Source organism: Acetobacterium bakii, assembly GCF_001263355.1.
GTDB lineage: Bacteria > Bacillota > Clostridia > Eubacteriales > Eubacteriaceae > Acetobacterium > Acetobacterium bakii.
In genome coordinates, this window is sequence record NZ_LGYO01000017.1 from 13,265 (window position 1) to 39,644 (window position 26,380).

Genomic DNA, 26,380 nt, shown 5'->3' on the forward strand with positions numbered 1-26,380 from the left:
TCAGTTAAAATAGAATAAACATAGGTAATAGCAAAATTGCCGTGAGCTTCGCTGCCAGTTTATACGAAATAATTTTTACATAGAATAAACAAATATGGAGGAATCACTATGAATTTAAAGGGACGTCATTTACTGACGCTTAAGGATTTTACCCCGGTTGAAATACAATATTTAATTGATTATGCGGCAGAATTAAAAGCAAAGAAAAAATCAGGGGCGCTGGGAAGTCTTCTCAAGGGAAAAAACATTGTTCTGATCTTTGAAAAAACATCCACCAGAACCCGTTGCGCCTTTGAAGTGGCGGCTTTTGACGAAGGGGCAAATATTACCTTTTTAACCAATAGTCAAATGGGCAAAAAAGAATCTGTTGAAGATACCGCCAATGTGCTCGGGCGTTTTTATGATGGCATTGAATTTCGTGGTTTTAAACAAGAAACCGTTGAGCTTTTAGCAAAACATTCAGGGGTTCCGGTATGGAATGGACTCACTGATCTTTACCATCCTACCCAGGTGTTGGCCGATATGCTTACCATCCAGGAAAAATTTGGAAGCCTGAAAGGGCGGCGACTGGTTTATTCCGGCGATACCCGGAATAATATGGGAAACTCCCTGATGATTGGCTGCGCGAAGCTGGGAATGCACTTTGTGGCCCTGGCACCGGAAATCCTCTTTCCGGAAGAGGGACTGGTAAAGGAAATGAGAGCCCTGTGTGAAACCACCGGCGGATCGATTACCCTAACCAGCGATATTAAAACAGGGGTAAAAGATGCGGATGTAATCTATACCGATGTTTGGGTTTCCATGGGCGAAGAAGATCAAACCGCCGAGCGGATCAGACTGCTATTGCCATACCAGGTTAATATGGATATGATCAAAGCCACCGGCAACGATCAGGTGATTTTCCTGCATTGTTTACCGGCCTTCCATGATTTGGAAACCACGGTATCCCAGGAAGTTAACGAAAAATTCGGACTCAGCGAAATGGAAGTCACCGATGAAGTCTTCAGAAGCAGTCATTCGATGGTTTTTGATGAGGCTGAAAATCGGATGCACACGATTAAAGCGATCATGTGCGCTTCTTTGGTTGGATAAATGGAAATAAAAGATATTAAGCAATTACAAAACGGATCAGATATCCGGGGGATTGTTCTTGATGGAGTCCCGGGAGAGGTTGTTAATTTCACCCAGGATATGGCAATGAAAATCGGTTTTTCCTTTGCCGTCTGGCTGGAAAAGAAACTCGGCAGAGCGCCACTCACTTTTGCGGTGGGCCGGGATAGCCGGATATCCGGACCCCATCTTTCCCAGGCGGTAACCCTGGGGTTAATCAGCAAGGGAAACAAAGTTTACCAGTGCGGTTTGGCAACCACACCGTCGATGTTCATGACAACCCTGGATCCGGAATTAAAAGCGGATGGCGCAGTGATGGTTACTGCCAGTCATCTGCCCTTTAATCGCAACGGCCTCAAGTTTTTCACCCAAGATGGGGGCTTGGACAAGGCTGATATTACAGAAATTTTAGAATTAGCCCAAACCATCGTAACCAGCTTTACCCCAGGCGGAAAAGCAATCGAGCATGATTTTTTGCCCTCCTATGCAAAGGGAATTGTCGATTTTGTCCGGGAAAAGACCGGGGCGGAAACCCCGTTGGCCAAAGCTCACATTGTTGTCGATGCAGGTAACGGTTCCGGAGGATTTTTTGTTGATCAGGTGCTAGAACCTTTGGGGGCAAATACCCAGGGCAGTCTTTATCTGGAACCGGATGGAAACTTTCCGAATCATGTGCCGAACCCCGAAGACCCCAAAGCCATTGAGCATATTACCAAGGCAGTTTTAGATAATCAAGCCGATCTGGGAATTATCTTTGATACCGATGTAGACCGTGGTGCCATTATTGATGAAAAAGGAAACGCCATTAATCGCAATGGCTTCATTGCTTTTCTTTCAAGCATGATCCTTACCGATTATCCGGGATCGACCATCGTGACTGATTCTATTACCTCCACCGGTTTAACCGAATTCATTGAAAGTCTCGGGGGAAAACACCACCGTTTTAAACGCGGTTATAAAAATGTTATTAATGAGGCCATGCGTTTAAATGAAGCCGGCATCGAAGCCCACCTGGCCATGGAAACCAGCGGACACGGCGCTATTAAAGAGAATTATTTTCTGGATGATGGAGCCTACCTGGTGACCTTGGCCCTTATTAAATATGCACAGCTCAATAAATTGAATAAACCCATCAGTTCTTTCTTAGCGGGCCTGAAGGAACCAACAGAAGCCAGAGAAATCCGTTTAAAAATAACTGCGGATGACTTTAAAACCTATGGCGAAAAAGTGCTGGAGGGCTTTAAGGCCTTTGCCGAGAAGCAACCCGGCTGGACGGTGGTGGAACCCAATTATGAAGGGGTTCGCGTCAGCTGCGATGAATCAGCCGGCAATGGCTGGTGTCTGCTCAGAATGTCACTGCATGACCCGATCATGCCGCTTAACATTGAATCGGATGCGGTTGGCGGCTGCGAAGTGATACAAACGATTTTGATGGACTATCTTAAGCAGTACAAAGCACTGGTATAGTTCACTTATCAATTGGAATAAAAAAAACGACTGTGAAGTCGTTTTTTTTACTTTAAGTGCGCCCGGCATGGGCGCAATCTAACGGGTGAAAGTCCCGAGCACGGTAGGTAGTGCCAAGTGCATAGCTTAAGGCAAGGGTGTCCCCGGCGACGGGGAATCTGAAGGAAGCCGGCGGCAAACTTCCGGTTTGACAAACAGAAATCACATCAGGCGTCATCAACTGGGTAAGGTTGGCGAACAAACCGAAGCCCCAAAACTATCCGGAAAGTTGGTGGTGTAAATGTGGCAGATAGATGGAAGGAAAGATTGCGTTCTTACCCGGGGAGATCTCACGGACGTGTGGAAACAGAGTATGAAAGACGGTTGAATAAGATTTATCGTGAGAAGTTAGCTGAAGCCATAGTACCGAGATATCCTAGATGTTGAAGGAAGGGCTGAATCAGAGGAGGTGAAGATCAATGAAGATTACTGACAGTGATAAAATAAAACACAGAAAACTTCAAAATGAAGGCGATCTGCAAAAGATATCTGCGGAACAGAAAAAATATGCAGACGTGTGTGCATCACTAAAGATAATTGAAACGGAAATCACCAACACAGACAAGCAGACAGAAGGCTTGCTTGAGCAAATTTTAACCCGCGATAATCTGAATCTAGCCTATAAGCGGGTCAAGAAAAACAAGGGCACAGGTGGAATTGATGGCATGCAGGTGGATGAACTTCTGCCCTACCTGAAAGAAAACCGGAATGAACTCATCGAAGCCATCCGATGTGGCAAATATAAACCACAACCCGTCAGACGGGTAGAAATACCAAAAGATAACGGGAAAACAAGAAAATTGGGAATTCCAACCGTTGTAGATCGACTGATCCAACAAGCAATCACCTAGGTATTGACGCCGATATTCGAGGAACAATTCTCAGACAACAGTTATGGATTCAGACCCAAACGCAGTGCCCAGGGTGCCTTGAAACAATGCCAGAAAAATATCACCGACAGATACAAATACGTTGTGGATATGGATCTGGAAAGGTGCTTTGATACCGTCAATCACAGTCGACTCATTCAGATTCTGTCTGAAACCATCAAAGATGGACGGGTCATCTCCCTGATCCACAAATTTCTGAACGCTGGCGTCATGTCAGGCGGCGTATTCGAGCGAAGTGAGGAAGGCGTACCGCAAGGTGGCCCAATCAGCCCAATACTGGGGAATATCATGCTGGGCGAATGCGATAAAGAATTGGAACGTCGTGGACACCGTTTTATCCGTTATGCCGATGATCTGATGATTTTCTGCAAAAGCAGGAAAGCAGCAGAGCGAACCTTCAAAAACATCGCACCGTTTATCGAAGGAAAACTGTTTCTTCGAATTAATCGGGAGAAAACAAAGGTGGCAAACGTGTCAAAAGAAAAATTTCTCGGATACGGATTCTATATCTACCGAGAACAGGGAAGACTGCGAGTTCATCCCCAGAGCATCCGGAAACTGAAGGATAAAATGCGACAGATTACCGGACGCAGCAATAGAATGGGAATTCAGAGGCGAAAAGAAAGACTGCTGCAAGTCGTACGGGGATGGGTTAATTATTTCAAACTGGCGGATATGAAAAAGATACTGAGACCGCTGGACGAATGGATGAGAAGCCGAATACGAATGCTTACCTGGAAACGATGGAAGAAAGTGAAAACCCGCTTTACTAATCTCAAGAAATTGGGACTGGATGAAGAACGGGCATGGATGTGGGCAAACACAAGAAAAGGCTATTGGCGAACCGCCCATAGCCCAATCTTACTGAGAACCTTATCTAATGATCGCCTTAAGCGGGCAGGTTATCCCAATTTTTATGATTATTATCTGCAAGTATGTGTAAACTCTGGAACCGCCGTATACCGAACGGTACGTACGGTGGTGTGGGAGGTCGGCTGATCAACTAATGGTCAGCCTCCTACCCGATTTCACACAATTATTGATGAGAGCCATAAGCCACGGGATGTTTCGGGACCTGTGATAAAGTTGCGTTTTGAGGCTGATTTAAAAATATGAGTGAAACACAAGAAATCATCGGAAAAATTAAAAAAAAACGATTGGAAATTAAAATAAATGGTGTTACACTCTACTTGTAGTTTAAATGAGATTAAGATATCAGTAAGTTATGACAAGACTAAATATTATTGAGATGGTAAAGCCGCCGAGTCAGATCGGCTATGGTAAAAGCAGTGAAGTCTTTTACCACGAGGAATCGGGTGAAATTCCCAAGCAGATGCGCTACCGTGATTGCCGCAAGGCATCAGTCGGGAACTCAAGCTTTATCGACAGATACGATCCAACGCAGAGTGGATCAGATCATAAAGTTCTACAGCAACAATGGAACTTCTGTCTAATGCCTTTTTGGGCTTTGATGGGAGTTTTTTTGTATAAAAGAATCTAAACCATAAATACTTTATGAACACTGTTTTTCAGGTAAGTGATACCTTAAGGATAATCGTGAAGCGGAAAGTGGTCTAGATAGTTATTTTTCAATAAAGCCAGAAAGGAGGAACAGATGGAAGAGCCAAAAGTTAAAAAACCTGTAAGTGAATGAAATGGGAAAAACCGGTCCATTGCCTACAGAATGATCGCGTTCGATAGAATGGTTACAGTAACGAGGGTAAATAAAAAATCTCGGAAATTGGTAGATTCTGAGATGGATAGAGTAAGTTGCATTTGGAAATTACAACTTAATTTACCCTCTATTGGTAGCGAAGTAAAGATTCAAATTGCTATTTAAGCAAAATTTATGGAGGACTAAAATGAATAAAAGCATTAGTATGAAGAGCAACAAGTTGACGTTATTGGTGTTGGCTATGATATTTACCTTAGCTATGGTGGCATTGCCGGGGATAAGTATAGTAAAAGCAGCATCTTCGGTTAATGGGACTGTTGATGAAACCGAGATTCTTGGAACTGAAACAGGCTCTTTGAATTTAGAAATACCAATTGTTATAGATGAAATCGTACCAATTCAGATTGATGAAATCCAGACTGATGAATTTAATCAATGGCAGAGGTATTATACTAACTTTACATTTGATACTAGTTCGCGGGCGTCAGCAGAAAGGGCTATAACTGCCGGTTCTATAACAGCAACTTCTTCAGGTATTGGTGCTTTATTTGGTGGCCCAGGAGGAGCAGCCGCAGCAGGGGGAATTGGGGTTGCAATTTCTTCTTATTCTTCAGATTGCATTTCCAGATATTACTCAAGGTTTGGAAATACTGGATATGGAACAGTTGTAGCAGGAAGATATGGATCTAAGTTAAGACTGGGTTTTAACTATTATTCTGATCCTGGCAGAAAAAATTTAGTTGTATCGTATACCTATGCAACTGATCATTATCCGATTTAAATAGTTGCGAGATTTGAAAAGTAGTCGAATGTCTAACAGAGTAAAACTAATTGGTGCATTAGTTGCGGCACAGGTATTGGGTTATTTGATTGGGACTTGGGTTGTAAAAAAAATCAATTATAACATCAATATATTTTTGAATAAAGAAATATTTTTTCAATATTTGTGTAGCGAAATATTACCTTGTTTAATTGTGTCACTTCCAATTAATATTATCATTGTTTTGTTGTCGCTTGCAAAAAAATCAAAGGATAATAGTTGAATAAGCGGTTATAATTTTAGAATGTGGGTGAAAATGCAGATGGCCTACCGTGATTGTCGCAAGGCATCAGACGGGAACTCAATCTTTATCGACGGATATGATCCAACTCAGAGTGGAACATATCGTAAAAGTTCTACCGCAATACTGGAATTTCTGTCTAAGGCTTTTTAGGGCTTTGATGGGAGTTCTTTTTTGTTTGAAAATCGAAAAGTAATAAGAGTCAGATATGGCAAAAAAAAATGAGAACCTGTCCAGCATGCAACCATCGCTTTCACAGTACTTATTCCATAGCTTACAGAAAAATGGAAAAGGAATGCATTATCTTTCTAGATATGGATGATGCCCTTATGACAATGGCGTGCTGGAAGAACCGACTTACAAAGAAATCAGCGATCACAAAAAGCTAAACAGGTTTCTGAGTTGGAGCATACCAGGAATATTGTTCTTCTCGATGTGGTGATCTTGCAGACTATATGGTTAAACTGATTTCTTGAGCTTGTGTCCGCAATAAATTAAACTCTTTTCGCACCATCATAGCCGTCCAGACAACAATCACAGCGTCAATGACAAAGGATCCGTAATAGATGCCAGAGACTCCGACGATTCCCGGCAAAAATAGCATCACCGGAACATAAAAAACCAATTGTCTGGTGATTCCGATTAGGGCTGCTGGTTTTCCCTTGCCGATTGAAGGGAACAGTGTCATGGCCATAAAGATAATGGACAAGGGTGGCAAGATCGCCATGTAGATTCTGAAATAACCCAATTGCGTGGCTGCAAACACCTGGTTAACGAGCATCAATCCCAGGATTGAATCGGGTGAAATCATGGAAATAATCCAAAATGGAAGTGTGAGCAACATCGCAGAAAGGGCAAATATTTTATAGGAACTGATTACCCGGTCATATTGGCGAGCACCATAATTAATCCCGATAACCGGCTGTAAAGCCCGCATTAATCCAAAAATTGGGGTCATCAGGAAGGTGAAAATACGATATACTACGCCATAAAAGGCAATATCGGCAGTGGTGCCATATTTAGCCAGGGCATTAAAGACTAAAACAGCTTGGATAAGGCTCATAAAACTCATAATCAGGGCTGGAAGACCCAAGCGGATGATTGTTGTTCCGATCTCCTTATCCCAGCTTAAGGATAGCATTTTTGTTTTAAAGGTTGAAAAACCTTTGCCAAAGTAAAACCAGCCAATTAAGGTATAAACCAGCATGCCGATGTTGGTGCCCCAGGCTGCGCCGACTACACCGAAATTGAATACACCCATCAGGATGTAATTGGCAATGGCGTTGACTGCCAGTCCGGTGGCCATCATGACAGCTGCGGACTTCATTTTCCCTTCAGCACGGACAATCAGATTGCCTGCTAATCCGTAAATCCAGAAAAACGAACCCCAGATTGTTGCTTTGAAATAGGCATCGCCAAAGGCAAGGGCTTCACCGCTTCCACCCATGAGGGTAAGGAGCTGTTTTGAAAAGAGTAGGGTAATGATCATATAGAGTACTGTTATCAGCAGGGAGATTAAGTTGACATTACTCATGAGTTTTTCCTGGGTTTTTTGGTCCTGCTTTCCTAACGCGATGCTGAGAACAGCACCGGCGCCACCACCGACCAGAGAGCCAAAAGCGACGCTGATTTGAGCGAGTGGATAGGCCACCGAAACACCAGCCAGGGCTACTTCACCCATAAATTGGCCAACAAAGATTGCGTCCAGGATAGAATTTAAACCATAAAGAACCATCGCGATGATGGCCGGCCAGGAAACATTAAACATTACCTTCCACAGGTTATCGGTTAAGATTGACTGCTTTTGTCTTTCTTTACTGTTTACAACGGTTTTTTTCATTGTAACTCCTTCTTAGTTAGATAGCTAACATAACAATATTTTGAGGTTCACAAGGAACTGCGGTTTTATAAATATTAATTTCTATCCGGTAGTAAAAAAAATCCGGATATTTTCAAAGCTTGGCTTTTATGTCGCCGAAAATCGATCCGATTCATTTAGCGATGGCACTATTAAATAGTGCCACCTTGCCCAAGTGCCCAGCTTTCAGCAGTTTCACGGATTTTGATAAAGCGACGATAAAGTCCAGCTTCCTGAGATAACTGCTGATGGTTGCCGCGTTGGACAATGGAACCATCAGCAACCACCAGAATCTGATCGGCTTTTTCAATGGTGGCCAGTCGGTGAGCGATAATGATAATGGTTTTGTTTCGGGTCAATTCAGAGATAGCTTGTTGAATGAGATGTTCATTTTCCGGGTCCACACTGGCCGTTGCTTCATCAAGAATAATAATGGGGGCATTTTTAAGCATCGCCCGGGCCATAGAGATGCGTTGTTTTTCACCGCCGGAAAGGGAAGACCCGCCTTCGCCAATCAAGGTATGATAGCCTTGGGGCAGGGCCATGATAAAATCGTGGCAGCAGGCTTTCTGAGCTGCGGCCACCACCTCTGCCATGGTTGCAGTAGGATTTCCAAAATGGATGTTATTAAATACCGTATCATGAAACAGGTAAACTTTTTGAAAGACCATACTGATATTCGTAAGTAAACTGTCGCAGGTTAGTGTGGCGATATCCGTATTACCAATAGTAATAACCCCGGAATTCACATCGTAAAATCGTGCCATTAGGTTGCAGAGGGTTGTTTTTCCGCTGCCGGAAGGACCAACAATGGCGGTGGTGGTGCCGGCGGGAATAAAAAAGGAGACATCGTTGATTACCGGTTGTTCGTCATAGCCAAAAGAGACATGATCAAAATGAATCTGGTAATCAGAAAGCGGTTTATCTACACCGTTAAGGTCAATAAATTCAGCGTTTTTGATGGCTGCCACTTTATCCATGGTGGCATCGATCATATTCAGAACATGGGCAGAATTGCTGATTACTTCAATATGACTAAAGAGGATAAAGGAAAAAATCAGGATCATCAGAGTCGTCGATAAGGGCATGGTACCTTGTACGGCTGAATAAGCGCTATAAAAAACCAGGGCGACAGTCGCCAGTTTCAATGAAAAAAGATGCAGACAATTACAGAACACGTAGTCCTGCTCAATTTTAATATTGATGCGACGACTTTCCGCAAAGGCTGATTTAAGGCGCCCGGCAGAAACACCCTGCTGTTTAAAGGCTTTTACCAGAGCAATCCCCCGGATATACTCAATGACGGCACTGACCATTGTTTCTTGTGAGGCGGCGTGGACCGGGGAATTATTGCGACTTTTTTTGCCCAGCCAGGTAAGTGCCAGACCAGAAAGCAAAACGCCCGATAACGCAATCAGGCCCACAGTAAGACTGTAGAAGCTTAACGCAATGATGAAAATAAAAACCATCAGATAGCCATTGACCACATTATCGATCATTTTCATGGCGTGCATTTCCAGGTAGCTGAGATCGTTGGTAATGGCGGCAGTCAGCTCACCAACATTGTTTTTTTCGAAAAACCCCAGCGGAACCCGCTTAAGCACATGACCGATGTCTATCCGTTCGGCTGCGGTAACCTCGTAGGCAATGCTGTCCTGGTTGATGGCGCGTAAATAGGAAAACAGATAACGTCCAGCCACAGCGACAATCATCACCAGTATTGCCGCATAAACCACCGACGGATCAATGGGCGAAAGACCATTCGCGTCCAGCCACAGGTGATTCAGAAAATAGGTGAGTCCGACAATGGGTAAGCCAACAAAAAGAGAATGAAAGAAAGAGTAGATAAACCCTTTGTAGAGACGGCTTTTTTTATCGCCGCTCCAGTTAATGACACGCATAATTGTTTTAAGCATAGCGGGTTACCTCCTTGAAAGGTTGCGTTGCCGCACAGATATGGGCATTCCACATGTCGCGGTATAAGGTACAGTTTTCAAGCAATTGGAAATGTGTACCGGTTGCTTTAATGCGCCCCTGATCAACCACAACAATTTGATCGGCACGGGTGATGGTTGACAGCCGATGTGCGATGACCACCAGGGTTTTGCCGACGGTTAAGGCATTAATGGATCGTTGGATTTTATCCTCGTTTTCCGGGTCGGTGAAGGCCGTCGCTTCATCCAACAGGACGATGGGCGAATTTTTAAGAATCGCCCGGGCAATAGCAATCCGTTGTTTCTCGCCACCGGAAAGACGATTACCGGCTACTCCGGCATCGGTCTGATAGCCATGGGGAAGCATGCGGATGAAATCATCGCAGCAGGCCGCCCGGGAAGCTGTATAAACCGCTTCATCATTGGCCTGTGGATTGCCCAGTCGAATGTTTTCTAATAGGGAGCAGTTAAAAAGAAAACTATCCTGATTGACAAAGCTGATCTGATCGGTCAGCGAAGCCAGTGACAGCTTTTTGATGTTCACGTGATCAATGGTTATTTCACCCGCGGTAACATCCCAAAAGCGGGCGATGAGTTTGGCAATGGTCGATTTTCCGCCTCCGGAAGGACCGACGATAGCAGTTAATTGGCCTTCCTTGATACGAAGATTAATCTGATGAAGGACATCATGATCCCGGTTCCCATCATAGGAAAAACTCACCTGATCCAGATTGATATTAAAATGATCAAGGGCAACGATTTTTTTACTATCGTAAAGTGGCTCCAGATTAAGGTAGTTGTTGGCATCTCGAATGGCATACTGGATGGATTTAGAATCGTTTATAAAGATAGTAAAGCTCGTTAGCGGAGCGACAATTCCCATTGGTAAGAGTAGGCACATAATAAAATCAGTTGGTGCAAGGCTGCCGCCAAGATAGAGCGCCAAACCAATGGGCAGTGAACCGAGCAGGGTGGTGGGGAGAATGGCTCCGCCAAGATTCATGAGTTTCCAGGTGCTTAAAAACCAGTCCAGGGTATCGTTTTTAAATTCGGTTACAGCCCGGGAAAATTTTTCATAGGAAGAACCGGTGCTGCCGAAAGCTTTAATCACTTCAATGCCTTCAACGTATTCAACCATCACCCCATTAACCATGTTTGAAGACTTCACGTAGGCATCGTAGCGCGCCCCATAATCGCGCATCATAATGCCGTATACAACTGCCGCAAGGGGAATACAGAGCAGTGCTGCCAGTGCCATCCGCCAATCAATCACCAGTAGATAGGTAGCTACCGCAAGAATTAGCAAGAGATTTGAAATGCCCTCGGGAATCACATGGGCAAGCGGCAATTCGATGGTTTCCACCCGATCCACCAGCGTATTTTTAATATTTCCGGCGGTATCATTAAGCACCGTGCCTAAGGGCGCATCCATCAGCTTTTTAGCAATAGCCAGCCGAATTTCTTCTAAAATGGTATAGGCCGAAACATGGGATAGGGTCGTCGAGATACCATAAAAAAACACCTTTGCAAAATAACTGGCTAGGGCAATAAGGCTCCAGAAGGTTATGGCCTCAACAGTAGGGGTGCCGGCAAAGAATAAACGAATAATCTGGTAGATGTAAAAATACGGCACAATACTGCCAGCTACACTTAAAATAGCAGATAAAACGGAAACGGTTAGCTTTCCCCGGCAGGATCCGGTAAAAGAGAGTAAAATCCCCAGGGTATTTTCTTTTTTCATATGTTTTCCTCCAAACAAAAATAGCTAGTTAGCTTAATCTAACTAGCTAAAGAATAACCTGAACAGGTAATCACCGCCACTCCACTCCGACTAAAACAATCCATTTAGACGGCGGATTTACGGTAGTTATGGGGGGCCATGCCAATGACCGATTTAAAGGCAGCCGCAAATTTGCTGGCGTTATCATAGCCCAAATAGGCCCCTTCTGCCAAAAACATGGCTAGACGGCCTTTTTTTGAATGATTGATTCCGGATCAATAAAAAAAGATAGCATCTCATAGGTACCGGATCGGTCAAGAGGATAGATTTTTTGAATTTTTCCCTCCTGAAGATGTAGGACGTGGGTGCAAGCAGCTAGAATCAACTCGGGATCATGGGTAATGACAAACTGGGTTTTACCCATTTCCGATAGCTGTCGGAAATTTTCAGCCACCTGATGCATATGTTTTAAATCCAAACCGCTGGTGGGTTCATCAAAAAGTATGAGTGGGCGACGGGAAGCTACGGCGCAGGCAATTGCAACTCGTTGTTTCTGTCCTCCGGATAGGGACATGGGGTGTAAATCCTTTAGTGAGAGAAGATCAAGACTTTCTAAAATGTTCAAAACTTCGTCGTTGTCTTCGTTTTCCATGGAGATGGCCAGTTCATCAAAAACACTTTCAGTGAACAGCTGATGATTGACATCCTGCATAACCATAAAGCAATTTTTAAGCCGGTCCTTTCCCTGGAAGCAGGCTCCTTCATCGTAAAGAGTGCCGGGACATTTTTTTTCAAATCCGCAAAGACATCGGGCAAACGTTGTTTTTCCGGCGCCGTTTTCTCCAATAATGGCTACCACAGCCTGTTTGGGCAGGCTGGCATTAGCAATATTCAGCGTTGCATGACAACGCGGATAGGAATGATGGAAATCATATAGAGAAAGCATTTCATTTGTTGCTGACGTTTGAAAATTTGAAAGCGGTGCGTTAAAGAGACTTTCCAGATTTAAGACCCGAAGTCCCATATGGTCCAGTTCTGATTTAGGTAGCCGGGAAAAGGCAGTACCGCTAAAGGTTTTTACTATTCGGCCTTTGTCCATATAAACAACCCGATCAGCAAGTTCCCATAAATAATGTAGTCGATGTTCAGCAATAATAATGGTTTTTCCCTGGGACTTCCAGAGCGTTATGAGATTTTTTAATTCCCGGGTAGCTTCGGCATCAAGGTTGGAGGAGGGTTCATCCAGCACGAAAACATCGGGTTCCAGTGCGGCTACGGAACCGCAGGCTATTTTTTGCTTCTGTCCGCCGGATAAAGCAAAGATACTGCGGCCTAGCAGGTCTTTTAATCGAAGATCTCCTGCAATGCGATTAATACGGTTGTTTATTATTTCGGCCGGCAATCCCATGTTTTCGCATCCAAAGGCCAGCTCGCTGGTGGTATCGACGTTGAAAAACTGGCTCCGGGGATTTTGAAAGACTGAACCAACCATTTCGGCTGTTTCATAAAGGGGGATTTTGGATACGTTTTTGCCATTGATTAGAATATCACCTGTTAAATTCCCCCAGTAGTAATGGGGAATCAGTCCGTTGATGATCCGGGTCAGGGTAGTTTTACCACAGCCGGATTCCCCGCACAGCAACAGGACTTCGCCTTTGTTGATTGATAGATTAATGTCATGAAGACCGCAAGCACCGGTGCTATTTTCGTAATTAAAATTTATATGGTTTAATTTGATCATTTCAAGCTCCTTTGTAAAGATGAATTGCTAAAGCAAAATCCATTCAGATTTGGGTCTGCGCAGAGAATTATTGGGACAGTGATTTGCTGATAACCTGACAGGCACATCTGGAAACGCTGTTTTAAATCAATAAAAAATCCAGGCGAAGAAGAGGCTTAGCGTGAAAATAATAAAACCATAGTCTATCGGGCCAAAGCCAACCCGACAGATATTGGTTCGCCGAACCGGTTTTCCCAATCCACGGGTGAGGGCGGCAGCCGAAAGTTCTTCGCCGATTTTTACGGAGGACATGAGCAGGGGAACAATCCGGTATTCGATAATGGCACCCGAATTTTTGCCGCCGATTCGAATACCCCGCATGCGCATGGCGTCTGAAATAGCCGCTTTTTCTTCTGCGACGGTGGGAAAAAACCGTAACATCACAGAAAAAGGGATAATAATTTGAGGGGGCAGGTGCAGGCGTTCCATAGCAGCCACAAATTCACTTATTTTGGTAGTAGTGACCATATAATAACCCATTACCAGTACGGGAACAAAGCGGGAAAGCAGACCGGCGGCAATAACGATGATTAGATTCAGTACACCTTGGGTACGGCTTACCAGAAAGGTCTCGGCCGCCATGGCACTGGCAATAAAAATAAAATACAAAGCAGCCGGTTTAAACTTGTACTCTGCCAGTAAAAGTAGAAGGGGCAACAGGGCCAAAAGGGGGCGTATCACCGTTGATACACCACTGTGACCGCCGCCGATAAGGACAATATTCACGACGAGAAGCATGATGAGTTTTGTCCGGGGATCCAACCACAGACGGGCACTGCAATTTCCGGCGAAAGCAGAAAGATCCATTAAACGATGCCGGCCCGTTTAAAGTGTTTTTTGAGTGCCGATTTACCAAGATAGGCACCGCTCAGAGCACCCAAAGCGATCATGCCAATGATCAGAAAGAAAACCCAGGTTGGGGTAACGGCCATGAGGGTATCCGTATAGACATCACCGTAACCTTCACGAAGACCGGCAAAATAGCTGTCGCGCATAAAAAATAATGGAATGAAAAGGCCAAGAATCCATTCGCTGAAGACAATGTAACCTATGCGCATGCTTCCCCAGTTAGAATAATTGCCAGACTTTAGAATCAAATCGGCGGCCAGAGAGGGGACAATCGCAAAGGGAACACATATCCAGGGATGACCGGTTAAGAGCATCAGCAAACTCAAACTGATACCCATGAGGGTGACCATGCCAAACTTATTGACCCGGGTAAGAAAAAGCATAAAAGGAATGCCGGCGACCAACGGGCAGAGAAAGGGGACCACCAGCATTAGGACCGGGATAAAGCCGATCATTCCGGTGGCAAAGAATACCGCAAAATAGATAGCGGTAAAAATGCCCACGTTAATTAAATCTTTTGCCTGCAATTTGTTATCCATAAAAATCCTCCAAGAATTTATTTAGTTAGACTAAACTAACTATGATTGCCAAATAAACCGCCTTTCGGCGGGATCGATCAACAATTATTGCAATCATAGCAAATTTAAAAAATAATTACCACTCTGTTTTGTTAAAAAGGCTCCATTGGGACAAAAATCTGGGATTTCTTGCGTGATAAATAAAAACTTCAGAAAGGGCATTGATTTATTTCAAGGCCCAAAGAACGGATAAATCAGTATCTGGGGAAGTTAGCAGACGATTAACCTTGAAATTACCCGTTCAAAAATGTTATGCTTATATAACAAAATAGGGAATGGCTTGGGCAATGGTGCGATTTAAAAGCATAAACACTAATGTTTCAGGTGAACTGGCAGAAAAATTCACCGCGTTTTCCGATTGGGTAATAAAGCTGAAAGACTAAAGAGGTGAAAAATGAGTATCCTATCCCAAAATAAGACATTATACGGTTCTGATGTCAAAATCATCACCCAGGCCAGCAATTGTTCGGTTTATCAATTTGAAGGTGAAACGGGAAAGGGGACAATGACAAGTTACGCTGTTTTCCCGGGTATTGAATTGATTTACAATGATTTTAAAATGGGCAACTGCTTTTCCAATAAAAACCCTTATACCAATATAATGGAAATTAATCATTGCAGCCAGGGGCGATTTGAATGCGAATTTCATAATGGTTCTTTCATCTATTTAAAAGAAGGCGATCTTTCTGTGAATATGCTGGGTAATCATACAAAAAATTCCTGTTTCCCTCTTGAACATTATGTTGGTGTTTCGGTGGTCATCGACTTGGAAGTGGCCAAAGAATACACGAATTCATTAATGGAAGATGTATCCATTGATCTTTTTGGCCTTCGGGATCGGATCTGCTTTCATGACAAATGTTTTATAATGCGTACAACTCCATCCATCAATCATATTTTTTCAGAGCTTTATACGGTGCCGGATAAAATCAAAAAGGGCTATTTTAAGCTGAAGGTATTAGAGCTTCTCTTATTTTTGAGTGCCATCGATGTCGATGATCAGCGCCGGGAACCACAGTATTTCAACAAATGTCAGGTCGATGGTGTGAAGCAGATCAAAAAATATCTGGTGGCGCATTTGGATCGACAGTTTACTTTAGCTGAGCTTTCAAATCAATTTGACATTTCGTTAACCGCTATGAAAAGCTGCTTTAAGGGGGTTTATGGTACAACAATATTTTCTTTTGTTCGAGGATATCGGATGCAGATTGCCGCCGAGATGCTGCTTGAAGGAAAAGAAAGTGTGACGGTCATAGCTGGAAAAGTTGGATACAGTAATGCTAGTAAGTTTGCGGCTGCGTTTAAAAAAGAAATGGGTGTTCCCCCGATGCAGTATAAAAAAAATTGTCTAATTGGAGCCGGAAGCATCCGGTTGGAGTAGAAAATGAAAGATGGAATGCATATAATCAGCCTTGTTAGGATCATCTAACAAGGCTGTACTTTTTGGAAAAAAGAAAGGATAAACGTATGTACACAGAAAAAAAGAAGTTTATTTTAAAAAGATTTTCCCCCTATATGGGGAAAAAGAAAGTGCTTTTGCCCCTATCGCTGATCTTGTCAGGTTTATCAGCGGTCCTTAATATTGTGCCCTTTGTGTTTGTCTGGTACATTACCCGGGACCTGTTATCAAATCCTCAGACAACGGAACTGAATAACATCGGTTTTTACGCATGGCTGGCATTGGGTTGTGCCATACTGGGCGTAGTTATTTATTTTCTTTCCCTGTTAAGTTCTCATTTGGCGGCTTTCCATGTGGAAATTGGAATGCAGAAGCTGGGCATGGAAAGAATCATGGCTATGCCCCTGGGCTTTTTTGATCAGCATTCCAGTGGGAAAATCAGAAAAATTGTCAATGATGGCGCCGCCACTACCCACGGCTTTTTAGCGCACCAGCTGCCGGATATTGCCGGCAGCGTGGTATCGCCCATTGTTCTGATCGTGTTGATTTTCACCGTGGACTGGCGGATGGGTCTGGTTTCAATGATTCCCATTGTGATCGGTTTTATCACCATGAGTTTCATGATGAGTGATAAAGGAAAGGAATTTCAGAAGCGGTATTATGATGCCCTGGAAGAAATGAGTTCGGAGTCGGTGGAATACATCCGCGGCATTCCGGTGGTTAAAACCTTTGGTCAAAGTATTTTTTCTTTTAAGCGTTTTTATGACAGCATCATCAAATACAAAGAGATGGTGGCTGCTTATACCCGGCTCTGGCAAAAGCCGATGTCATTTTATACTGTGGTGATGCAGGCGGCTGTTTTTTTTCTGATTCCCATGGCAATCCTGTTGATTGGAAGAGGTGACAGCCTGCCGATGGTGCTAGCGGACTTCATTTTTTATTTGTTGATCACACCGATTTTTTCAATGCTTTTAATGAAATCCATGCATTTTCAGCAAAATACCACGATTGCCGAGCAGGTTATCGATCGGTTTGATCACCTGATTCAATACTCGATGATGACGGATGCTAAAAAAATAGAACCCATCGGAGATTATAGTCTGGAATTTAAAGATGTGGTGTTCTCCTATGAAGGGGCTGACAAGAAGGCCATTGATAAAATCAGCTTTAAATTGAAGGCCGGTGAAACCATGGCTTTAGTAGGGGCATCCGGTGGCGGAAAAACCACGATTGCCCGGCTGGCAGCCCGGTTTTGGGATGTTGACGCAGGAGCGGTTCTGGTTGGAGGGATCAATGTAAAAGCCATTCCCAAAAATGAACTGATGGATAAGATTGCCCTGGTTTTTCAGAACACCCGGCTTTTTAAAACCACATTAAGAGAAAATATTGTTTTCGGGAAAGAGGGGGTCGATACAAAAACAATTAACCGGGCCATCGATTTATCCCAGTCCCGGGAAATCATTGATCATCTTCCGGGTGGAATGGATACCGTGATTGGTTCGAAAGGGACCTATCTTTCCGGCGGTGAGCAGCAACGGATCGCAATTGCCCGGGCTATCGTTAAGGATGCTCCGATTGTTCTTTTGGATGAAGCCACCGCTTTTGCCGATCCGGAAAATGAGCATTTAATCCAGAAAGCCCTTAAAGCCTTGAGTAAAGGAAAAACAACTCTGATGATTGCCCACCGTCTGACCAGCGTCCAAAATGTGGATCGAATCCTGGTGATTGATGATGGAAAAATAGTGGAGCAGGGCAATCATCAGGAATTGCTGGATCAAGGTGGTTGTTACCGAAAGATGTGGGACGAATATCAAAAGACCGTGGCGTGGAAAATTGACGCCCGCAGTGCAAACAATGGAGGTCAAGATGATCAAATATTTTCAAAATAAGTATGCCTTATCGCAAAAAGGGGCCAAAGATCTCATTTATGCAATAATCTGGACAATTGTTATGGAATTTTCTTTTATGGTACCTATGGTTCTTGGTTTTATGTTTTTGGATGAATACATGCAGGTGCTTATGACACCTTCCACTTCGCCTCACAACAGTTTAGGGTATTATGTTGTGCTGTCGGTGGTATTTTTCCTGGTTATGTTTGCGATCGCTTATTTCCAGTATCACTCGGCTTACACGAAAGTCTATGAGGAAAGTGCGAAAAGTCGGATCAATCTGGCTGAAACACTGCGGAAATTGCCCCTGGCTTTTTTTGGAAAAAAGGATATTGCCGATTTAAGCTCAACCATTATGGAGGATGCCACCCAGATTGAAACCCTTTTTTCCCATGCCGTTCCTCAGATTTATGCCTCTGTCATCACGATTTTTGTGATGGGGATGATGATGTTTTTTTATAATTGGCAGCTATCCCTGGCGGTTTTCTGGGTGGTTCCGGTGGCGGCACTGGTTTTTTACCTGTCCAGAAAATTCCAGAGCACGGTGCACACCGAACTTTATGAAACGAAAAGAGGGATTTCAGACAAGATGCAGGAAGGGCTGGATTCCGCTCAGGAAATAAAATCTTACAACCGGGAAGCTGCTTTTTCAAAGGAACTGGGGGAAATGCTTAATCAACTTGAAAATGACATGATTAAAGGCGAACTTTTAACCGGTGTGGCCATTAATCTCTCCTATGTGTTACTCAAGCTCGGGCTTCCCAGTGTGATGCTATACGGTGCCGCTCTTTTGTCCCAGGGCACGATCAACGTTTTTGTTTATCTGGCTTTTATGGTCATTACCGCACGGATTTATAATCCGATTATGGAGGTGATGAATAATCTGGCCTTGCTGTTATATTTGAATGTCCGAATCGACCGGATGAAAGAGATGGCTCTGATGCCAAAGCAGGAAGGGATTACCGCATTTCATCCGCAACATTATCATGTTGAGTTTAAAAATGTCGGTTTTTCATATCAGGCTAACGTAGAAACGCTGAAGGATATCAGCTTTACCGCCCGTCAGGGAGAGGTTACCGCTCTGGTTGGACCTTCCGGCGGGGGAAAAAGTACCATCGCCAAGCTGGCAGCACGATTTTGGGATATTGAAAAAGGATCCATTACCATTGGTGGGAATGATATTTCTCAGGTTGACCCGGAAGCCTTGCTTAACCATTATTCCATCGTTTTTCAGGACGTCACCCTGTTTAATTCCAGTGTTCTGGAGAACATTCGCTTGGGGAAAAAGGATGCCTCCGATGGGGAAGTGTTCAATGCGGCCCAGCTGGCACAATGCGATGAGTTTATCAAGCAGCTTCCCCAGGGATATGATACCCGGATCGGGGAAAATGGCGAAAAACTATCCGGCGGTGAACGCCAGCGGATCTCCATTGCCCGGGCGATTTTAAAAGACGCACCAATTATTCTACTTGATGAAGCAACCGCGTCCTTGGATGCCGAAAATGAAAGCAGGATTCAAAGCGCTCTGGGTGAGCTGGTGAAAAATAAGACAGTACTGATTATTGCTCACCGGATGCGAACCGTTTTAGGGGCCGATAAAATTGTGGTAATCAAGGATGGAATGATTGCTGAAACTGGAAATCCCCAGGCACTCAAAGAAAAAAAGGGACTTTTTGCGAGCATGCTAACTGCCCAATATGAACAATAACTGATTATTTCGATTAAACAAAAAGCGCTGCATTATGCAGCGCTTTTTGTTTGCAATTAATCCGTATCGGTTGCGGAATCATTTGCAGCAATGACGTAGTGACCGAAACAATGACATTGACAAGCATCAGCCCAATACTTACTCTTCTACTCTGTTTACAGTATGAAACGACCGGAAGGTCGTTTTTTTTATTTCAAGTCAGATACGAAATCATCAATGAGATCCATATGTTGGGCCATGGCCATGGCGGCTTTATTGGGTTCGCCGGTACCTAACGCAATGAGAATATTGCGATGCTGTCGGTCAATAATGGGACTGCGTTCAGGATCCATAAGAATGGCAACGCGGATATCCTTAATCAGGCCTTCAATCAGGGAAGCCGATGAGGCCAGAACATTTTTAATCATGATGTTCTCAGAGGCCGTGGCAATTTCGTAATGAAAACGCTTGTCAAGGGTAGCCCGGACAGCTTCATCGGTTTCGGTTTCAATGGCGGTACAAATTTTCTCAAGGCTTTCATACCGTTCCGGAGTCATATGTTTCGTTGCCAGTTTGGCAGCTTCGGTTTCCAATGCCCGACGGAGTTCCTGAACCTCATTGAGTTTGCCATTGCTGAGCCAAAACATAATGGTCAGGGGTTGGGTCAGGGTCTCTTCAAAATCTTCGGCAATGAAATTGCCTTCTCCCTGCTGGCATTTCACCAGGCCAATCATTTCCAGCGCCCGGATAGATTCCCGGATGGTAGCCCGGGATACCCCTAATTGCTCCGCCCATTGACGCTCGGATGGGAGTCGATCCCCGCTCCTTAAATTTCCCTGGATAATATTATCTTTAATTTGCTCGAGAATCTGCAAATAAATTTTTGTATGAGGAATTTCTTTAAACATTCTAACACATCATTTCATTATTATTTTTTAATTAAGAGAATAACTCCTAAACTACATTGTACCATAATGGCTTTAAATTTCAAAAGTATAAAAATATTTATTTGTAACAGAGTGACATGAAACCGCTATTTTAAGGTTATTGCTGATGGTTACGTGATAGATCTTGCGATAGGAAAGGCCGGTGCGGGATGATAAAATATAAGCGCCTAAATTAATTATACGTAAAAAAGCTTTCTTTGCAACCCTTCCAATGATTACATAAAAAAATAAATATGAAAACGTTATTTTAATGCTTGACAAGATTTTACGAAAGTATTATAATGGCCACAGGTTAGTGGTCAGGCCACTGACCTATGGCAAAGTTTTATCAAGAGATTTATCAAACGTTATTAAGAATTTTATCAAGTAATTAATGGAGGGTAAGTATGAAAATACTGGTATGTGTAAAGCAGGTTCCGGGAACAGCCAATGTGGAAATCGATCCAGAAACAGGGGTTATGATTCGCGATGGGGTTGAATCAAAAATGAATCCCTATGATTTATATGCTTTGGAAACAGCGTTTCGGCTCAAAGAACAACTGGGCGGAACCATTACAGCCTTATCAATGGGGCCGATGCAAAGTAAAGAGGTTCTCTTGGAATCCTTTTATATGGGCGCCGATAAAGGTTATCTGCTGTCAGATCGTAAGTTTGGCGGCGCAGATGTTGTGGCAACCAGCTATACTTTGGCTCAGGGCGCAAAAAAAATCGGCGATTGTGATCTCATCATTTGCGGCAAGCAAACCACTGATGGCGATACTGCCCAGGTTGGACCTGAAATGGCAGAATTTTTAGGAATTCCCCATGTTACCAATGTCATCAAAATTTTGGTTGCCGACGACAAAGGGATTACCTTACAAATGAATATGGAAGAATCCCTTGAAATCCAGCGGGTTCCCTATCCTTGTCTGATCACCGTGGACAAAGATATTTACACACCGAGACTTCCTTCATATAAACGGAAGCTGAGTATTTCAGAAAACCCTGAAATTACTGTTCTGACATTAAAAGATATGTATGATACCGATGAAACAAATTACGGATTAAGCGGATCTCCGACCCAGGTGGAGCGGATCTTTCCTCCGGAAAATAATGTTGAAAAAATAAGTTTTGTTGGTGACAGCAAAACTCTGGCAAACGATTTATTTGGAATTTTATCAGAAAAAAAATATTTAGGCTAGAAAGGAAAGAATCATGGCAGGAATAAAGATAATAAAACAAAATGCAGATCGTGAAACTTACGAAGCACTGGCAGAGATTTGTCCATTTGATGCCTTTAGTTATGAAAACGATGTCCTTGAAGTAACCGCGGCATGTAAAATGTGTAAAATGTGTTTAAAAAATGGACCAAAAGGTGTACTTATTCTTGAAGAGGCAGAAAAGGTTGCCATCGATAAGAGTCTTTACAAAGGGATTACGGTATATGTGGATCATATTGAAGGAAAAATTCATCCGGTGACACTGGAACTTATCGGTAAGGCGCGGGAGCTTGCAAAAGTGACTAATCATCCGGTATACGCTTTGTTTATGGGGACCAACATTACTAAGCAGGCTAAGAAACTGTTAACTTACGGTGTTGATAAGGTTTTTGTTTATGACAAACCCGAATTAAAACATTTTGTTATTGAACCTTATGCCAATGTTTTTGAAGACTTTATTGAAAAAATCAAGCCTTCTGCTATTTTGGTGGGAGCTACCAATGTGGGACGATCTCTGGCGCCACGGGTTGCTGCCCGTTACCGTACCGGTTTAACGGCGGATTGTACCATTTTAGACATGAAAGAAAATACGGATTTAATCCAGATTCGTCCGGCATACGGCGGGAACATTATGGCCCAAATTGTGACCGAAAACACCCGGCCGCAATTCTGTACCGTCCGTTACAAGGTATTTACCGCACCCGAACCAATGCTGAATCCGGTTGGTGTTGTGGAAATAATGGAGATTGGGGCAAAAAAACTTATTTCATCCATTGAAGTTATCGAAGTTATTAAAAAGGAAAAGGGAATCGACCTTTCCGATGCCGAAACCATTGTGGCAGTGGGACGAGGGGTAAAATGCCAAAAGGATCTGGAAATGATCCATGACTTTGCCGAAAAAATCGGCGCCATTGTGGCCTGCACCCGTCCCGGGATTGAAGCTGGATGGTTTGATGCGAAATTACAAATCGGCTTGAGCGGCAGAACCGTAAAACCAAAGCTGATCATTGCCCTTGGCATATCCGGAGCCGTTCAGTTTACGGCGGGCATGCAGAATTCCGAATACATTATTGCTATTAACAGCGATCCCAAAGCACCGATTTTTAATGTGGCACATTGCGGAATGGTCGGAGATTTGTATGAGATCCTGCCGGAACTTTTAGAATTGATTAAAGATCAGGATACTAGTGAAGTGCCCGAAATAAACGAAGCGCCGGAAAGGATGGCCGTATAAGATGATTTATAAAAAAGTGGAAGAAAAGGACATCACCTTTTTAAAAGAACTGATTCCCGCAGAACGTATTTTTATAGGTACAGAAATTGGCGAAGATTTCAGTCATGATGAATTGGGCAGCATTCATTCTTATCCGGAAATTCTGATTAAGGTTACATCAACTGAAGAGATTTCAAAACTCATGAAATATTCCTATGATAACAACATTCCGGTGGTCGTTCGTGGTTCCGGAACCGGTCTGGTTGGCGCTTGCGTGCCTCTATTCGGCGGGATTATGCTGGAAACCACCCTGATGAATAACATTTTGGAGTTGGATACCGATAATCTTACGGTTACTGTCGAACCGGGCGTGCTGCTCATGGAGCTGTCAAAATTTGTGGAGGAAAATGATCTCTTTTATCCACCGGACCCTGGCGAAAAATCCGCCACCATTGCCGGGAATATCAGCACCAACGCCGGCGGTATGCGGGCCGTAAAATACGGCGTTACCCGGGATTATGTACGGGGGCTGACGGTGGTGCTTTCCAATGGCGAAATCATTGAACTCGGTGGGAAAATTGTTAAAAATAGTTCAGGCTATAGCCTCAAAGATTTGGTTGTCGGTTCGGAAGGAACACTTTGCGTGATTACAAAAGCGATTCTGAAGCTGTTGCCCTTGCCAAAAATGGCCTTGAGTTTACTCATTCCCTTTGATAATATTGGCGCCGCCGCCGGGATTGTTCCAAAAATCATCAAATCCAAAGCCATTCCCACAGCCATTGAGTTTATGGAACGTCAAACCATTTTATTTGCCGAAGAATTTCTAGGGAAAAAATTTCCGGATTCCAGCAGTGATGCCTATATCCTATTAACCTTTGACGGCAATTCCAAAGAACAGGTGGAAGCGGAATACGAAGTGGTTGCCAATCTCTGTCTGGCTGAAGGGGCCAAGGATGTTTACATCGTCGATACCGCGGAACGTAAAGAATCGGTTTGGTCGGCCCGAGGGGCTTTCCTGGAAGCCATTAAAGCCTCTACTACGGAAATGGACGAATGTGATGTGGTGGTTCCCCGAAATCGTATCGCCGAATTTATTGAATTCACCCATCAACTGGCCAGCGAAATGGACCTGCGCATTCCCAGCTTTGGACATGCCGGTGATGGCAATCTTCACATTTATGTCTGCCGCGATAAGCTTGGTCAGAAAGAATGGGATGCAAAGCTTGAAGAAGCCATGGATCGCATGTATGCCAAGGCATTAACCTTTGAAGGTCTGGTTTCAGGCGAACATGGCATCGGTTACGCCAAGCGAAAATATCTGCTGAATGATTTTGGTGCCCAACACCTGGCACTAATGACAGGCATTAAACAAACCTTTGATCCTAAAAACCTACTCAATCCTAAAAAAGTCTGTCAGATGTAGCGCAGTATATGAATAATTATGTACTCTTCTTCATTGCGCTGATTCCTGTAATATGGCTGATTGTCTCTCTGGGGGTCCTAAAGATCCCCGGGCACAAAGCCTGTCCCATCGCATTGGTTATTACCATTGCTTTGAGTATTCTGGTTTGGAAAATGCCCATCACCGACAGTCTTTCCGCGGCCTTAGAAGGCGCTGCCATGGCTATTTGGCCCATAATGTTAGTGATTGTTGCAGCGGTATTTACTTATAATCTAGCAACTTACACCGGTGGAATGGAAACCATTAAAAAAATGATGACCAGTATTTCCACTGATCAACGGATTTTGGTGTTGATTGTTGCTTGGGGATTTGGCGGATTTCTTGAAGCCATTGCCGGCTTTGGAACGGCGGTGGCCATTCCGGCCAGTATATTAGCAGCACTGGGATTTAATCCGGTGTTTGCAGCTATTATTTGTTTAATTGCCAATACAACCCCAACCGCCTTTGGCGCCATTGGTTTACCGGTCAGCACCCTGGCTCAGGTAACCGGATTAAATGTAACCGATTTATCTTTTACTGTTGCTTTACAACTTTTCATTATGATAATTGTGGTTCCCTTTATACTGGTAATGATTACCGGTAAGGGCTTTAAAAGTCTTAAAGGCGTGTTTATCATTACCCTTATGGCTGGCCTATCATTTGCTTTGCCGCAGATATTTGTAGCAAAGTATTTAGGTTCCGAACTTCCGGCAATTGTGGGATCTGTGGTCTGTATGGCAGTTGTTATTACGATGGCCAAGGTATTTTATAAGGATACGGCCGCAAAGAATGTTGAAAAAATTGATTTAAAAACAGCCATTATGGCATGGCTACCGTTTATTCTCGTTTTTGTGATTATTATTCTGTGTTCGTCCCTATTCCCGATGATTAATGGCGCATTAGCACAGGTTAAAACAACCATTCAAATTTATACCGGGCCCCATGGAAAACCATTTACCTTTCTTTGGTTATCAACCCCAGGAACGCTGATCATTATTGCCACCTATCTGGCCGGGTTAATCCAGGGTGTCAAATTTGGAGAGCTCACTAGGATTTTAGGAAAAACTATGAAGCAAATGAGTAAATCGGCCATAACCATTATGTCGATTGTTGCATTGGCTAAAGTAATGAGTTACAGTGGCATGATTGGCGTCATTGCCACGATACTGGTTTTGATTACGGGCAGTTATTATCCTCTTATTGCCCCGCTGATTGGTGCTTTAGGAACCTTTGTTACAGGGAGTGACACCTCGGCAAATGTTTTGTTTGGAAGTCTCCAGGTAGAAGCCGCCAATTCCATTGGCATGAGTCCTTATTGGCTGGCGGCAGCCAACACCGCCGGAGCTACCGCCGGGAAAATGATTTCGCCGCAAAGCATTGCCGTAGCCACTGCGGCAACCGGAATTATTGGGAGTGAAGGAAAAATTCTAACAACAACCCTTAAATTCTGTGCTCTTTACGTAGTGATCATCGGCATTGTGGTTTATTTTGGAGAACCGTTGGTGGCAGGTCTTTTGGCAACCTTTGGATAGTCTTATAAAATATTTGGATCAATAAATCAGAACATTGGGCGGACAGTTTATGATCCCCTCAATGTTCTTTTTTCACAGGTAATTGCAAAACTACCGTGAGCTTCGCTGCCAG

20 protein-coding genes and 1 pseudogene are annotated in these 26,380 nt (G+C 43.6%); 13 read left to right on the forward strand and 8 right to left on the reverse strand.

Annotated features, from left to right (window positions below; translation table 11 throughout):
- The first annotated feature begins 102 nt into the window (after nt 1-102).
- The 6 genes and pseudogenes from argF (at nt 103) to AKG39_RS20855 (ending at nt 6,631) form a co-directional block, all read left to right on the forward strand.
- Entirely contained in the window at nt 103-1,092 is a 990-nt protein-coding gene (argF, locus tag AKG39_RS07470; protein WP_050739760.1) for an ornithine carbamoyltransferase, read from the forward strand.
- Nucleotides 1,093-2,577 (forward strand): phosphohexomutase domain-containing protein, encoded by a 1,485-nt coding sequence (locus tag AKG39_RS07475; protein ID WP_050739761.1) that lies wholly within the window; start codon nt 1,093-1,095, stop codon nt 2,575-2,577.
- Between the two features lie 458 nt (nt 2,578-3,035).
- Nucleotides 3,036-4,505, forward strand: a pseudogene (gene ltrA, locus AKG39_RS07480) (group II intron reverse transcriptase/maturase).
- A gap of 863 nt (nt 4,506-5,368) precedes the next feature.
- Nucleotides 5,369-5,962 carry a hypothetical protein gene (locus tag AKG39_RS07490; protein WP_050739763.1) on the forward strand — a complete coding sequence of 198 codons (594 nt, stop codon included), beginning with the start codon at nt 5,369-5,371 and terminating at the stop codon, nt 5,960-5,962.
- Between the two features lie 28 nt (nt 5,963-5,990).
- The gene (locus tag AKG39_RS19740; RefSeq protein ID WP_148568670.1) at nt 5,991-6,224 is read left to right on the forward strand and encodes a hypothetical protein; all 234 of its coding nucleotides are present in this window, start codon (nt 5,991-5,993) and stop codon (nt 6,222-6,224) included.
- Nucleotides 6,225-6,463: 239 nt separating this feature from the next.
- Entirely contained in the window at nt 6,464-6,631 is a 168-nt protein-coding gene (locus AKG39_RS20855; RefSeq protein WP_423230035.1) for a CpXC domain-containing protein, read from the forward strand.
- A 62-nt stretch (nt 6,632-6,693) separates the two neighbouring features.
- On the opposite strand, the gene AKG39_RS07495 is transcribed toward AKG39_RS20855, so the two are convergent.
- The 7 genes from AKG39_RS07495 to AKG39_RS07520 all read right to left on the reverse strand — a co-directional run bounded on the left by AKG39_RS07495 (nt 6,694) and on the right by AKG39_RS07520 (nt 14,922).
- On the reverse strand, nt 6,694-8,082 hold the full coding sequence (locus tag AKG39_RS07495; RefSeq protein WP_050739764.1) for an MATE family efflux transporter: 1,389 nt from the start codon (nt 8,080-8,082) through the stop codon (nt 6,694-6,696).
- Nucleotides 8,083-8,252: 170 nt separating this feature from the next.
- A complete protein-coding gene (locus tag AKG39_RS07500) occupies nt 8,253-10,016 on the reverse strand; it encodes an ABC transporter ATP-binding protein (RefSeq protein WP_050739765.1) in 1,764 nt (587 codons plus the stop codon).
- Entirely contained in the window at nt 10,009-11,775 is a 1,767-nt protein-coding gene (locus AKG39_RS07505) for an ABC transporter ATP-binding protein (RefSeq protein ID WP_050739766.1), read from the reverse strand. The genes AKG39_RS07500 and AKG39_RS07505 overlap by 8 nt, the downstream gene beginning before the upstream one ends.
- Before the next feature lie 104 nt (nt 11,776-11,879).
- Complete coding sequence (locus AKG39_RS20485) at nt 11,880-11,993, reverse strand: helix-turn-helix domain-containing protein (RefSeq protein WP_242852571.1); 114 nt, start codon at nt 11,991-11,993, stop codon at nt 11,880-11,882.
- Nucleotides 11,994-11,995: 2 nt separating this feature from the next.
- The gene (locus tag AKG39_RS07510) at nt 11,996-13,495 is read right to left on the reverse strand and encodes an ABC transporter ATP-binding protein (RefSeq protein ID WP_050739767.1); all 1,500 of its coding nucleotides are present in this window, start codon (nt 13,493-13,495) and stop codon (nt 11,996-11,998) included.
- Between the two features lie 126 nt (nt 13,496-13,621).
- Nucleotides 13,622-14,341, reverse strand: coding sequence for an energy-coupling factor transporter transmembrane component T (locus AKG39_RS07515; protein WP_050739768.1), 720 nt, complete (start codon nt 14,339-14,341; stop codon nt 13,622-13,624).
- Entirely contained in the window at nt 14,341-14,922 is a 582-nt protein-coding gene (locus tag AKG39_RS07520) for an MptD family putative ECF transporter S component (RefSeq protein ID WP_050739769.1), read from the reverse strand. The genes AKG39_RS07515 and AKG39_RS07520 overlap by 1 nt, the downstream gene beginning before the upstream one ends.
- 433 nt (nt 14,923-15,355) lie before the next feature.
- On the opposite strand from AKG39_RS07520, the gene AKG39_RS07525 reads away from it, so the two are divergent.
- The 3 genes from AKG39_RS07525 to AKG39_RS07535 all read left to right on the forward strand — a co-directional run bounded on the left by AKG39_RS07525 (nt 15,356) and on the right by AKG39_RS07535 (nt 19,957).
- Nucleotides 15,356-16,342 (forward strand): helix-turn-helix domain-containing protein, encoded by a 987-nt coding sequence (locus tag AKG39_RS07525; RefSeq protein ID WP_050739770.1) that lies wholly within the window; start codon nt 15,356-15,358, stop codon nt 16,340-16,342.
- 86 nt (nt 16,343-16,428) lie between these two features.
- Nucleotides 16,429-18,249, forward strand: a complete 1,821-nt coding sequence (locus AKG39_RS07530; protein WP_050739771.1) for an ABC transporter ATP-binding protein — start codon at nt 16,429-16,431, stop codon at nt 18,247-18,249.
- Entirely contained in the window at nt 18,227-19,957 is a 1,731-nt protein-coding gene (locus AKG39_RS07535; protein ID WP_050739772.1) for an ABC transporter ATP-binding protein, read from the forward strand. The genes AKG39_RS07530 and AKG39_RS07535 overlap by 23 nt, the downstream gene beginning before the upstream one ends.
- A gap of 188 nt (nt 19,958-20,145) precedes the next feature.
- Here the strand turns inward: AKG39_RS07535 and AKG39_RS07540 are convergent, their stop codons facing one another.
- Complete coding sequence (locus AKG39_RS07540) at nt 20,146-20,844, reverse strand: FadR/GntR family transcriptional regulator (protein ID WP_050739773.1); 699 nt, start codon at nt 20,842-20,844, stop codon at nt 20,146-20,148.
- Nucleotides 20,845-21,269: 425 nt separating this feature from the next.
- On the opposite strand from AKG39_RS07540, the gene lctB reads away from it, so the two are divergent.
- Genes lctB through AKG39_RS07560 form a run of 4 tightly spaced genes read left to right on the forward strand, consistent with a single transcriptional unit; the run spans nt 21,270 to nt 26,268 of the window.
- Entirely contained in the window at nt 21,270-22,064 is a 795-nt protein-coding gene (gene lctB, locus AKG39_RS07545; protein ID WP_050739774.1) for a lactate dehydrogenase subunit LctB, read from the forward strand.
- A 13-nt stretch (nt 22,065-22,077) separates the two neighbouring features.
- Entirely contained in the window at nt 22,078-23,316 is a 1,239-nt protein-coding gene (gene lctC / locus AKG39_RS07550; protein WP_050739775.1) for a lactate dehydrogenase subunit LctC, read from the forward strand.
- 1 nt (nt 23,317) lies between these two features.
- Nucleotides 23,318-24,718 (forward strand): lactate dehydrogenase subunit LctD, encoded by a 1,401-nt coding sequence (gene lctD, locus AKG39_RS07555; RefSeq protein WP_050739776.1) that lies wholly within the window; start codon nt 23,318-23,320, stop codon nt 24,716-24,718.
- 8 nt (nt 24,719-24,726) lie between these two features.
- On the forward strand, nt 24,727-26,268 hold the full coding sequence (locus AKG39_RS07560) for an L-lactate permease (protein ID WP_050739777.1): 1,542 nt from the start codon (nt 24,727-24,729) through the stop codon (nt 26,266-26,268).
- Nucleotides 26,269-26,380 lie beyond the last annotated feature (112 nt).